This is a genomic window from Neobacillus sp. OS1-2 (assembly GCF_030915505.1).
In the GTDB taxonomy this organism is placed as follows: domain Bacteria; phylum Bacillota; class Bacilli; order Bacillales; family Cytobacillaceae; genus Neobacillus.
On sequence record NZ_CP133265.1, the window covers coordinates 4,164,155 to 4,175,887 of the forward strand.

Annotated in this window: 14 protein-coding genes; 11 read left to right on the plus strand and 3 right to left on the minus strand. The window is 39.1% G+C overall.

From position 1 onward, the window contains the following. Positions 1-39: 39 nt before the first annotated feature. The 3 genes from RCG19_RS20755 (at position 40) to RCG19_RS20760 (ending at position 1,235) form a co-directional block, all read left to right on the plus strand. Positions 40-456, plus strand: coding sequence for a Rossmann-fold NAD(P)-binding domain-containing protein (locus RCG19_RS20755; RefSeq protein WP_308108693.1), 417 nt, complete (start codon positions 40-42; stop codon positions 454-456). A gap of 110 nt (positions 457-566) precedes the next feature. Further along, the gene (locus RCG19_RS23775) at positions 567-650 is read left to right on the plus strand and encodes a putative holin-like toxin (RefSeq protein ID WP_374049628.1); all 84 of its coding nucleotides are present in this window, start codon (positions 567-569) and stop codon (positions 648-650) included. Between the two features lie 456 nt (positions 651-1,106). Then, positions 1,107-1,235, plus strand: a complete 129-nt coding sequence (locus RCG19_RS20760) for a hypothetical protein (protein ID WP_308108694.1) — start codon at positions 1,107-1,109, stop codon at positions 1,233-1,235. A 370-nt stretch (positions 1,236-1,605) separates the two neighbouring features. Here the strand turns inward: RCG19_RS20760 and RCG19_RS20765 are convergent, their stop codons facing one another. Continuing rightward, on the minus strand, positions 1,606-2,076 hold the full coding sequence (locus RCG19_RS20765; RefSeq protein ID WP_308108695.1) for a DinB family protein: 471 nt from the start codon (positions 2,074-2,076) through the stop codon (positions 1,606-1,608). Between the two features lie 263 nt (positions 2,077-2,339). Here RCG19_RS20765 and RCG19_RS20770 point away from each other — a divergent pair, with 263 nt between their 5' ends. From RCG19_RS20770 to RCG19_RS20780, 3 genes are all read left to right on the plus strand, one after another. Continuing rightward, positions 2,340-2,678 (plus strand): DUF6054 family protein, encoded by a 339-nt coding sequence (locus tag RCG19_RS20770; RefSeq protein WP_242637780.1) that lies wholly within the window; start codon positions 2,340-2,342, stop codon positions 2,676-2,678. A 313-nt stretch (positions 2,679-2,991) separates the two neighbouring features. After that, entirely contained in the window at positions 2,992-3,867 is an 876-nt protein-coding gene (locus RCG19_RS20775; protein ID WP_308108696.1) for a hypothetical protein, read from the plus strand. 236 nt (positions 3,868-4,103) lie between these two features. Next, positions 4,104-4,547 carry a VOC family protein gene (locus tag RCG19_RS20780; RefSeq protein WP_308108697.1) on the plus strand — a complete coding sequence of 148 codons (444 nt, stop codon included), beginning with the start codon at positions 4,104-4,106 and terminating at the stop codon, positions 4,545-4,547. Positions 4,548-4,646: 99 nt separating this feature from the next. Here RCG19_RS20780 and RCG19_RS20785 read toward each other — a convergent pair whose 3' ends face one another. Continuing rightward, positions 4,647-5,246 (minus strand): TetR/AcrR family transcriptional regulator, encoded by a 600-nt coding sequence (locus RCG19_RS20785; protein WP_308108698.1) that lies wholly within the window; start codon positions 5,244-5,246, stop codon positions 4,647-4,649. A 47-nt stretch (positions 5,247-5,293) separates the two neighbouring features. Next, on the minus strand, positions 5,294-6,193 hold the full coding sequence (locus tag RCG19_RS20790) for an SDR family NAD(P)-dependent oxidoreductase (protein WP_308108699.1): 900 nt from the start codon (positions 6,191-6,193) through the stop codon (positions 5,294-5,296). Positions 6,194-6,406: 213 nt separating this feature from the next. Between RCG19_RS20790 and RCG19_RS20795 the strand changes: the two genes are divergently transcribed. From RCG19_RS20795 to nirD, 5 genes are all read left to right on the plus strand, one after another. Next, positions 6,407-7,420, plus strand: coding sequence for an ATP-binding cassette domain-containing protein (locus tag RCG19_RS20795; RefSeq protein WP_308108700.1), 1,014 nt, complete (start codon positions 6,407-6,409; stop codon positions 7,418-7,420). Next, positions 7,420-8,235: an ABC transporter permease gene (locus RCG19_RS20800; RefSeq protein WP_308108701.1), complete on the plus strand. Its 816-nt coding sequence runs from the start codon at positions 7,420-7,422 to the stop codon at positions 8,233-8,235. Before RCG19_RS20795 ends, RCG19_RS20800 begins: the two co-directional genes overlap by 1 nt. A 206-nt stretch (positions 8,236-8,441) precedes the next feature. Next, entirely contained in the window at positions 8,442-8,714 is a 273-nt protein-coding gene (locus RCG19_RS20805) for a DUF4190 domain-containing protein (RefSeq protein ID WP_308108702.1), read from the plus strand. 204 nt (positions 8,715-8,918) lie between these two features. Beyond that, positions 8,919-11,327, plus strand: coding sequence for a nitrite reductase large subunit NirB (gene nirB / locus RCG19_RS20810; protein WP_308108703.1), 2,409 nt, complete (start codon positions 8,919-8,921; stop codon positions 11,325-11,327). 23 nt (positions 11,328-11,350) lie between these two features. After that, positions 11,351-11,677, plus strand: a complete 327-nt coding sequence (gene nirD, locus RCG19_RS20815; RefSeq protein WP_166241383.1) for a nitrite reductase small subunit NirD — start codon at positions 11,351-11,353, stop codon at positions 11,675-11,677. The last annotated feature ends 56 nt before the right edge of the window (positions 11,678-11,733 follow it).

Here is an 11,733-nt window from a genome sequence, read left to right on the forward strand (position 1 = left end):
GCTAACGCTTTAGCGCACCGGGGGTCTGATCCCATCTTTGTGGATGATTATACCCGCCGCCTCCATTTCCATGTAGAACGCATCGCGGGCGGGGAGCCAATTGGCTTTGCCAATATGAAGGCGGAAATGTCGTTTATTCAGGCAACGGAGGCAGCGCTATTTTTAAAATGGGCTGGAACAGCAGTGGTGGAAGGCCCCTATAATGCAACAGCAAATGGGAGAATTAGTTTAGCAGATTTAATCAAATTAATCGAAGCACCCACTGGAAAATCAGCAAGAATCTCGTTAGTCGGGAATGATGAGATTGCTTCACCGTATGGCATTCATACGTCTTGGTATATGTCGAATGAAAAAGCCGTAAAAAGTGGATTTCAATTTACCAATCTTGATAATTGGTTACAGCCATTAATCGAAGACATTGCCAGTAATGTTCCTAATAATAATGACAAATATTAATGGAATGTTTGTTCTCCTTTTGTTTTGATTTAATGATAGAATAGAAGAGCAATAGAATAGGATTCTCAAGGGTGGTCGGCACACTCCCAGCAGAAAGGGGGTGATGCTGAATGACAGTATTTGAAGCATTAATGATTATGATTGGATTTGCAAACCTAATCGTGTTCATTCTGTCATTTTACCATAAAAAATAATCCACCCTTGATGAGTTAGGCAGACTCGGGTGGATTACTTTACCTCAGTGCCGATCCCCTTGATGGGAACCTGCTATTGCATTAGACCGTGTGGTGTACAAGCACCGGCGGTCTTTTTTAGTATATGCAATTCTATAGTTCAATTATAACCAAAATGAATAGAAAAGAAAACAGAATAGAATTTAAAAATGCCTGTACTGGACTATTACTGTTTTGGCTACCTTAAAATATCCAAGAGTTGTAAGTCTAGTGTGTCCATGTTTTGCTAGAGTCATTGACCAAAATCTAAATAATGGTCCAATGCGTTCTTAATAATGAGAACATTGTTTTGAAAAGTTGTTACCCTCACGTCTGTATAATTCTTATTGGACTAACAGGCATAGTTCAACAAAGAAACACAGAAAATGTAAATGCTGAGGACTTAAATGGTATAATTTAGTAAAGAGGTGTAGTTGTATGAAAGATGAAAATAAATCTTTTAATGATGTAATAGACCATTTTAACGAGATTGAAGGAAATGCCGGAAATCCTGCTAATACTAAGATAAATAACTTGCCAAAACCATTAAAATACTTCGGATACTAACTTTATAGCTCAGCTGCCATTCTGGGCGGCCTTTCTTATTAAACTAACCAGCCCTATATAGACAGATCAGCAAAAAAACGTTGATGTGATGCACCCTTTATCTTTATGTTTATGTATTCATAGATAAGCGTTTAAGGACTTGACTTGGAGCCTCTGTGGGTACGATTTGTCTAGAAAGGCTGAAGCAGTTGCTTCATCAGGCAAACGTGCCTATCATACCCACCTCTCCAAGGAAAAGTCCTATCGTTGTTTACGTTAAAACCTATATTTATCTATTAGAACAGAATTTGGATATGGTCTAACATTCATATCCTAAAAAACGTTCTAATAAAAAAGTTGCATCACTATAGTGATTGCACCAATGTAAAGGCTAATCCCAGATACGAATTCTGGGAACACCCGCTGTTCTTAAATAATCCAATAACTGACCAGTATGAACTGATTCATGATAGGCAACACGTAATAGCATGTCACCTAAATCTCTTATGTACCCTGAATCGGAGCGGTCAATCTTTATATTTACCAAGTCTTCTTCAGTAAAGGACTTGATTGTATCTATGAAATCATTTCGAAATGGTTCTGCAAAATCCAATTTTGCTTTTACAGAAGTGAATGTTCTATCTTCGAAAGGGGAGTCGAAAACAGATAAACTCCCTCTATTTTTAATTGCAAGGTGGTAATAATGTTCGCTTTCCAATACGTGTCTAATCATTTCTATGCAATTCATTGCTTCATCATCTGGCTTCCATTGGAGTTTTTCTTTAGGAATAGATGTCCAAACCTTTATGCTTCTCCTTCTAACTTCATTAAAGTTTAAAATAATTAAATCAATTGAGTTCAAAATAATTCCTCCTTAGATAGGCATAACCTAATTATACATGTATGAATACTCGTTCCAATATTAAGGAGGGAAATTTTACATAAATATTCAAACTATATATTTACGTTGATGATTCAACTAGAGGGTGCAAGAGTCAAAGTGTTAAAAAGGGAACTGTGGCGATAGTTTTTTTGCCTTTTTTTAAATGAAAAGAAGGGAATATAAAAGAGTAATAATAATAAAAACCAATATAGCTAAATGATTAATATGGGGGAGGATGAGTAATGATGGCAAAGTATGAAAAGACAATCATTGGTCAATTTGAGGGAGTGGTTAATCACTTGCAAAACGATATTGGTAATAGTGGAATAAGTATGAAATTAGTTGATGAAAGCAACTACACGATGGGAGATACCAAAATTGCGGTTCGAGTTTATGATAAATATTTTATGAGAAATGGAAACAGAGCCAGTTTGAGCCTTACTGTAGTAGGTGATAACAGTACTATTTTTATTTCAGCAATTGGTGCTGGTGGGGGACAAGGTGTTTTTTTTAACTTTAGTCTTGGCGCTGAAGATGATATGGTGGCAATCGTGGAAAAAAGTATAGAGCAATTTGAATAATACTAATTTGATTCCTAAATGCAGTTTCCTCATAATACGTTTTTATATAAAAACGAATGCCAATAAGTATTTCATATCATCCAGTCGGATATTTTTGCAGTAAGGTATTAGTAACAAGATTTCAAAAAAATGGATACCAAATCCGTCCGAAAATGCAAAAATCAGCCCCAAATAACAGATTTGAACGCAAAAATGAAGGGTTTCGTTCAAAAAGTGCCACCAAATTAGAAATTTAGCCATTCGATTCTTTCAGCAAAACCCGATATCGTAGAGGTGCCGGAAACGGAAACCAGCGGTGAAAGGGTGGCACAAAATGATGAATGTAAAATCAGGTAACATCGAGGGATTTGAACAGTTTTCGCAATTTGAAAGTTTGAAAGAGTTTAATCATCATATCGAAATGTGGTTAGCCGAGCACAAGGCTGATTTTTCAAAAGGTGAGCTGGTCGGATTAAAACGGCTGGTTCGATTTGCTGCGAAGATCCCTGGGGTTTGCAATGCCAAAATCGGTACCGTGTTAAAGGCGATTCATGATGAATACCACGATAATGGGATTTCCCGTTCCACCTTTAAACGGATGATTGGCAAAGCAAAAGCAGTAGGTATTTTCACTGTGTATGAAACAGAGCGGGGTAACGGATCCCAGTCCAGTAACCTCTATGTGTTTAATCGCTTTCCAGTAAGTGAACCACCCAAACAGGAAACAATGAACCACCTAATAGAAACTAGTAATCTTTTAAAAACTGAAAAAGATCAAGAGATAAAAAAACGTAATGAAGAACCGTCTGTATTACATCACACCTTTGTGAGCAACCGAGTTCCACAGGAATTTGTTCAATTTGTTAGCTATTTCTTCGAAGATGCAAAGTTAATCGAAGACTATTGGCATATGGTACATATCCTAGCTTTTGATTATAAACTGCACGAAGAAACAGAAATCATTGTCGAAATCGCCATTGAATCCTTTAGACAACTGATTAGAAAGCTTAAATTTACAAAGGCTGTCAGGAAGCCGATTGCCTACTTTTATGGAATCCTAAAACAAAAGTTCTGCCGGTATTACGATGAGTGGTTAGAAGAAAGGTGTGAAGAAGGAATCGTTGAAGATGAACCCATTCTCTATACTGTTAATGGTGTAACCTTCCAATGGGATTGGCTGCATGGAGGAAATGTGAAGATGGTTGGGTGAAGCAGGGGACGGTTCTTTCGCTTCATCAAACACTTTTGTTGGTGAATAAAAAAATGCAGTATGGAAGCTACTGTTGGTGATCTGATGAGACCTTTTACTTTCTAAGGGGAAAGACTTACTATTAGGTTTGTAGGTATTATTTGGTAAATTGGTCATTTTCTTTTGCTACGTTTTAGTATTAATTTGTATAGTGGTAAAACCAAAATATCATAACAGAAATATTGGAGGTATGAGATATGAAAATCCTTAGAATGGATCATGTGGGTGTAACCGTAAATGATCTCTCTGCAGCTAAAGAGTTTTTTCTTGACCTTGGCCTTGAGGTGCAAGGGGAATGGGAGAAGCAGATGGAAGGAGAGTGGATGGATCAGGTAATTGGGCAAAATAATGTTAAAGTAGCAAGCGTAGGATTGGGGATGCCAGACGGTCAGGCATGGATCGAGCTAATCAAGTATGATTCGCCGTCAGATGATAGAGAAATTCAGCAACCTCTCGTAAATACCCAGAGTATCCGGCATATTGCATTTGCTGTTGAAGATATTGAAGCTGTTGTTGCCAAATTGAAAAAGAAAGGGACAGAATTCTTTGGTGAGATCCAACACTATGAAGAAAGTTATAAGTTATGTTACTGTCGTGGGCCAGAGGGAATTATTGTAGAGTTGGCGGAGCAAATCAAATAAAGTAAGGATACTTTTCATATCATACCTAAAAAGCAGAAAAACAATAAATTGCATTTCTGCTAGAGTCATTTCCTATTCATTTGCACAAAATAAGCAGTTTCATCCATTCCGTAATAGTTTCATAAGAATATCTATATCGATGTCTTGATCCTCTGCTTCATTAGGGAGTAACATTAAACCGGATATGACCGAGAAGTAGAACATCAAAAGCTTAGTTGGGTCACCTTTACAAAATTCACCGGACTTCTGTCCATTTTCAAAAGTAGAAATCAAATGTTTCATTAAAGGAGGAATTTGATATTGCTGAACAATTTCTTTTGCCTTGTCAGGGACTTCATCGGAAATTTGTACTTGTTGGATAAGCATAAACGAATGCCTATTTCGAGTATCGAGCATTTTTTTGGTTAATTCTTTCATCTTTTCTGAAGGAGAACCTGCCATATTTTCAAATGAAGCAAATGCCTGAGCAGTTTCTTCCATTGCATCCTTTACAAGTTCAATAAAAAGTTCATCCTTTGATTGGTAATATCGATAGGAAAGCCCTTGGCTGATGTTCGCCTCTTTAGCAATCATGCTCATTTTTGTACCAATAAGGCCGCGGCGTGCAAATATTTTTAAAGCCGCATTCTTAATTTGCTCTCTTCGTTTTTCATGGATTTTGTCCAGTTGATGATCATTTAATGGAGATATGTTTTTCACGCCCTTTCATTTTTGTTTCCTATCTCATGTATTCATCCAAATCAACGTTACAGAATTTGTTCCTCACTCATGTTCCAAAGTTTCCTTGCTAATTCTTTATCAGTTGCTAATGCAGTGGGTGCCTTCTGTTGTCTATCAGCAAAATATTTGCCGCTTTGGTTTGAGGTATCTTTTAATTCGGCAAGCCACACTAATGTGTCTGCACCTTTCTCCGGCGTCCGGGAAAAAAGATTCATGACAGCCATGGTTGCCTTTGCCATCATTCCATTATTTTGATTGAAATTTGTAGCTACCAGTCCCGGGTCAAAACAATAAACAGTGATTGATGATCCTTCTAGACGACGCGCTAATTCGGCAGTAAAGAGGATATTGGCCAGTTTCGTTTGTGCATAACGTATGGTTGGGCCGCCTAGTACCTTTTTCATCCCCCCATAAAGATGCTCCCCATTCCCATGTTCAAACTCAAAGCCTCCTTTTATCATTTTATGACCATGTGAAGCCGTATTGATAATACGTGCGGATTCACTTTCTTTTAAACGATCCAATAGCAGGGAAGTGAGAAGAAATGGGGCCAGGTGGTTAACAGCCCAGGTCATTTCCACTCCTTCCTCGGATTTCTGAAAGGAATCGAATAAGGCGCCTGCATTATTCACTAAAACGTCGATTCTTGGACAGCTTTCAAGAATTTGCGCAGCAACTTTCCGGATGGATTTTTGCGAGGAAAGATCAGCAATAAATAGATCAATCTTAATGGGTTTCTTGGTTTGCATCCGTAATAGAGTTGAAATTTCCTCCGCCTTCCGTTGATTTCTGGCAATAATCCCTAAATTTGCGTTGCGTCTGGCAAAGGCCTTTGCCGCCGCAAGTCCAATCCCACTTGTCGCTCCTGTAATCAAAACATATTTGTCTTGCAAGTTCCATTCCTTTTTTGTTAATTTATCAGTCATCTTTTTAACCGCCTTTTTTATTTTTTTGAATGAACAATTCATTCATTTTTAAAAACAGTATATGCGGCAATTTTTTAAATTGCAACCAGAAGTTTTAAAATAACATTTTTTTGTTCATATTCAGTTCATAAATGGCGTCTATAATCCAATTGTAATCAAAATATGAGTGAATACAACATCAGCTATCGGAAGGTTTATTAAAAGGAGGATCATATGAAAAATAAGGATGGAACGAAAGTAGAAAATGTGAAGTTTGCAGTCGAGGCCAAAGGGCTTATCAAGACCTTTGGCGATCATCGAGCGGTTGACGGAGTGGATATGTTGGTACCAACTGGTTCTATTTATGGAGTGTTGGGACCTAATGGCGCAGGGAAGACGACAACGATTAGAATGTTGGCAACATTACTCCGAGCTGATGCGGGTTCAGCAAAGATTTTTGGATATGATGTAGTGAAGGATGCACAAATTGTGCGTCAGCTAATTGGTGTTACGGGTCAGTACGCTTCAGTCGATGAGTCACTAAGTGCGACAGAGAACCTAATCATTTTCTCACGATTACTGGGGCTTAGTCGTCTAGAGGCAAAACGGAAAGCAAATGAGTTACTCGAGGAATTTGGATTAATGGAGGCTGCAAAACGTCCATTGAAAAATTTCTCAGGGGGTATGCGTAGACGACTGGATTTAGCTGCTAGTTTAATCTCGCAGCCACCACTCTTATTCTTGGATGAACCGACTACTGGATTGGATCCACGGACACGAAATCAAATGTGGGATACCATTCGTCGCTTAGTAAAATCAGGGTCAACCGTTGTGTTAACTACTCAGTATCTCCAAGAAGCAGATGAACTAGCGGATCGAATTGCTGTCATTGATCATGGAAGTGTCGTTGCAGAAGGTACTGTAAATGAACTTAAAGAATCGATTGGTACTTCATCATTGCATTTAAGTATTCAACACACTCAGGATATCCCCAATGCTCGAATGATTGTTGAACGAGTCTTAAAAGTACCATCAGCTGTGTCACCAGAAGGCGGTATGATTACGGCACCAATGGCAACGGCGGATATTGTTACGGATCTGCTAGTCGCCCTTCGGGAAGCAGACATCAAATTGGCTGAGCTAAGTGTTCAAAAACCATCTTTAGACGAGGTCTTTTTGACCATTACAGCTGAAGGCGAAAAGGAAAGCCAAGCAGATTCGAATCATAAAAAGAGGGGGATTATTTAATGAAGAAACAATCGAGCATGTCAGTTTCCGGCATTCAGCTGCGAAATAAGACTAGCTTCAAGCAGACAGTGCAAAATTCATTAACCATGGCTTATCGTGGGTTACTGAAAATACGTCGAACACCTGAACAACTATTTGACGTTACGTTTCAGCCAATTATTTTCACGTTAATGTTTACCTATATTTTTGGAGGGGCTATCGCCGGTAATGTGAAGAATTATTTACCGATTATTATTCCAGGGATTCTTGTTCAGACGGTGATCACCACTTCAGTTGTCACGGGTACTCAATTACGGGAGGACATGGATAAAGGGGTATTTGACCGCTTTAAGTCATTACCAATTGCCCGGATTGCCCCGTTAGCAGGGGCTTTGCTTGCTGATACGATCCGTTATACAATCGCAACGGTACTTACATTTTCGATGGGATTTGTTTTAGGCTATCGCCCTGAGGGAGGATTAGGCGCTGTGGTCATTGCAGGACTACTTGTCATTGCTTGTTCATGGGCAATCAGCTGGATATTTGCCTTTTTTGGAGTTATTGCTCGTACGGCTTCAAGTGTACAAGGGATTTCGATGATTATCCTCTTTCCATTGACCTTTCTTTCGAATGCATTTGTTCCGGCTGATACCATGCCGAACTGGTTACAATGGTTCGTGAAAATCAATCCCATCTCACATCTCGTAACGGCTGTTAGGGATTTGGCGAATTCTGGAACAATTGGCTGGGATCTAGTAATTTCACTCATTGGGGCAACCATTATTGTAGCGATTTTTGCACCCATTACAGTTCGTGCCTACATGCGCCGTGCATAGTGAGTAACGCTAGTAATAGAAAGTGAAGTTATCAACTGAACAAATTGATAAGGAGTGGCGGTTTAATTCCGTGCCATTCCTTTTTTTGTTTTGTAGAAATTTATCACAACATTTAGTCTCAGAGAAAAAGGGTTTAAAAAAGGAGGATAATTTATATCTCTAATTAATCAGAAATGGTAAAATTATCAAATGGGGGTGGATGAAGAATGTCCGATAAAAGTCAAACAAACAATAGTTCAGTTGTTGCTTTAACAGTGGGTATTTTATCATTATTTATTCCGTTTTTGGGATTAATCTTAGGCATTATTGGAATAGTCTTTTCAAGAATAGCTGTAAAACAAATGAATATAACAAATGAAAATGGTCGAGGATTGGCAACCGCCGGTTTAATTTGTAGTATCGTTGGAATAATTATTCAACTTTTAATGGTGTTGGGCTATGTTGCCTTTTTCTCAGTAACCAGTTATATATCCAACTAAAGGTTGGACTTGGTATCAATCGTTTAATAGGTAGGGAACCACTAGGGTCAGACCCCCGTGCTAATGCTTTAGCACACTGGGGGTCTGACCCCTTTTTCGTTGCGATAAAAAAGCATGTTAGATTCCTTTACATGATTATGTTAATAAATCTTTCACCATGATATAAAGTATGTAGAACATTGAATCAAAAGGAGGTTGGATTCGTTGATCAAATCAAAATTAATCCTAATAGGAAATGGAATGGCCGGGGTCAGGGTGATTGAAGAAGTGTTGAAGTTGAACCGAGATCGATTCGAAATCGTTATTTTTGGAAATGAACCCCATCCAAACTATAATCGAATCAGTTTATCAACCGTATTACAAGGAGGTGCTTCCGTTCATGATATCACCTTAAATGACTTGAAATGGTATTCGGACAACAAAATCCGCCTATATACGGGAGAAACAGTCATTTCTATTGACACAGCCATGCAAGTTGTTACCACAGACAAAGGAAATAAAGAAACATATGACAAGCTAATTATTGCGACGGGGTCAAATCCATTTATGCTGCCATTACCAGGAGCAGATAAAGCCGGTGTTACCGCATTTAGAAATATCAAAGACTGCGATGAAATAATTGAATATTCAAAACGCTATAAAAAGGCGGCGGTCATTGGCGGTGGGCTATTGGGACTTGAAGCAGCGCGTGGGTTGTTAAATTTAGGAATGGAAGTGGACGTCATCCATATCCACGACTACTTAATGGAGCGGCAATTAGATCGCACCGCAGGGAAATTAATGCAAAGGGAATTAGAAAAGCAGGGAATGAATTTTCTTTTACAAAAAAACACAACCGAAATTATCGGGAAAAAACATGTCACGGGATTAAGATTTCATGATGGAAGTAAAATCAAGGCGGATTTGGTGGTCATGGCCGTTGGAATTAAGCCCAATGTAGAAATGGCAAAAAATGCGGGCATCCCAGTAAATCGCGGGATTATTGTCAATGACTATTTAGAAACAGGGGTCTCCAATATATATGCTGTGGGGGAATGTGCAGAACATCGAGGAATTGCCTACGGTTTGGTAGCACCGCTCTACCAACAAGGCCAAGTGCTTGCAAAACGACTTTGTGGGATAGAGGACGACGGATATCAAGGTTCAATCCTCTCGACACAATTAAAAGTTTCTGGCGTTGATGTGTTTTCTACGGGGGAAATCAATGAAAGACATGGAACAAAAGTATATAAAGTATACGATGATTGGAGCGGCGTGTATAAAAAAATTCTGATCGAAGACGAGAAAATTACGGGTGCTGTCCTGTTCGGGGATACGAGAGATGGAACCCGATTACTCAGATTAATTAAGAATGGTGCCAAAATGGAGGAGTACCTTGAGACGAGTCAAAATACTGCTTCAGTAAGTAATATCACAGCAGATATGGCAGATGACGAAATCATCTGCGGATGTAACGGTGTCAGTAAAGGAAGAATTGTGGAGGCCATCCAAACGCAAGGTTTAACAACGGTTGATCAGGTAAAAGGCTGTACAAATGCCTCTCGTTCATGTGGTAAATGCAAATCCTTGGTGGAGGATTTATTAGCCTGCACGCTTGGCCGCAACTATCATGCATCTGAGAAGGAGGCCATCTGCAGTTGTACGACATTCTCGAGAGATGATATCGTACAGGAAATTCGTGATAAAGGATTGACACACATTTCTGAGGTAATGAATGTCCTCGGCTGGAAAACAGATGGATGTTCAAAATGTAAGCCAGCCATCAATTATTACTTAGGTATGGTAAATCCTCTTGAGTATCAGGATGAAAAAGAGGCTCGCTATGTCAATGAAAGACTTCATGCCAATATCCAAAAAGATGGAACCTTTTCTGTTGTTCCTAGAATGTACGGCGGTGTGACCACTTCAGATGATTTACGAAAGATTGCTGATGTGGCTGATAAATATCAAGTGGGCACAATCAAAGTGACTGGCGGTCAGCGAATTGATTTACTTGGTGTGAAAAAGGTAGATCTACCCAAGATTTGGGCGGAACTTGATATGCCATCTGGATCCGCTTATGCTAAGGGACTGCGAACGGTAAAAACATGTGTGGGTGAAACGTATTGTCGGTTTGGAACAAAAGATTCAATTGGCATGGGAATTAGAATCGAAAAGAAGTTTGAAGGAATAAATACACCTCACAAATTCAAAATGTCAGTTTCCGCATGTCCACGGAATTGTGCGGAGGGCGGAGTGAAGGATGTCGGGGTGGTTGGTGTGGATGGAGCATGGGAAATGTATGTAGGTGGAAACGGTGGAACACATCTGCGTGCAGCTGATTTATTATTCAAACTTAAGACAGATGATCAGCTGGTTGAGATGATTGGAGCATTCCTACAGTACTATCGTGAGACAGCCAACTATTTAGAAAGAACCTCTGCATGGGTGGACCGTCTTGGGATTGATCATATTCGGGAGGTCCTTTCGGAGGCAGGAAAAGTAAAAGAATTAAATCAACGGCTAGATGAAGCCTTGTCAATCATTCAAGACCCTTGGAAAGAAGTGATTCAGAACAAAACACTAGTAAGAGACTTGTATGAATCAGTGAAAGTTCCAGCAATAATTAAATAATAAGAAGGGAGGAGTAAACATAGATGGAAAATACGTTGCGTCACATTTATATCGGAAATCTATCAGAGATGCCAAAAAAATTAGGAAAAACAGCCACCATAGGCAATAAGGAAATAGCTGTTTTTACCTTAGAAAATGGGGAGATCCGTGCCATTGAAAACCGGTGCCCACATAAAGGCGGAGTTCTTGCGGAAGGAATCGTGAGTGGGGATTATGTGTTTTGCCCGATGCACGATTGGAAAATTTGTTTGTCCGATGGCAATGTGCAGGCTCCTGATAAAGGCTGTGTACAAACATACCCTGTAGAAGTGATAGAAGATCAATTGTTTATTATATTGAAAGATGAATAGATGATAAAAAATGAATCCTTTTGTGTCAAAAATAGAGAGATGAATGGACTTGCCAT

Bases quoted from the DNA above. Each gene is read 5' to 3' on its own strand.
- RCG19_RS20800 (WP_308108701.1), top strand. From the start codon at position 7,420: ATGAAGAAACAATCGAGCATGTCAGTTTCCGGCATTCAGCTGCGAAAT.
- RCG19_RS20780 (WP_308108697.1), top strand. From the start codon at position 4,104: ATGAAAATCCTTAGAATGGATCATGTGGGTGTAACCGTAAATGATCTC.
- RCG19_RS20770 (WP_242637780.1), top strand. From the start codon at position 2,340: ATGATGGCAAAGTATGAAAAGACAATCATTGGTCAATTTGAGGGAGTG.
- RCG19_RS20760 (WP_308108694.1), top strand. From the start codon at position 1,107: ATGAAAGATGAAAATAAATCTTTTAATGATGTAATAGACCATTTTAAC.
- RCG19_RS20775 (WP_308108696.1), top strand. From the start codon at position 2,992: ATGATGAATGTAAAATCAGGTAACATCGAGGGATTTGAACAGTTTTCG.
- RCG19_RS20795 (WP_308108700.1), top strand. From the start codon at position 6,407: ATGAAAAATAAGGATGGAACGAAAGTAGAAAATGTGAAGTTTGCAGTC.
- RCG19_RS20790 (WP_308108699.1), bottom strand. From the start codon at position 6,193: ATGACTGATAAATTAACAAAAAAGGAATGGAACTTGCAAGACAAATAT.
- RCG19_RS23775 (WP_374049628.1), top strand. From the start codon at position 567: ATGACAGTATTTGAAGCATTAATGATTATGATTGGATTTGCAAACCTA.
- RCG19_RS20805 (WP_308108702.1), top strand. From the start codon at position 8,442: ATGTCCGATAAAAGTCAAACAAACAATAGTTCAGTTGTTGCTTTAACA.
- nirD (WP_166241383.1), top strand. From the start codon at position 11,351: ATGGAAAATACGTTGCGTCACATTTATATCGGAAATCTATCAGAGATG.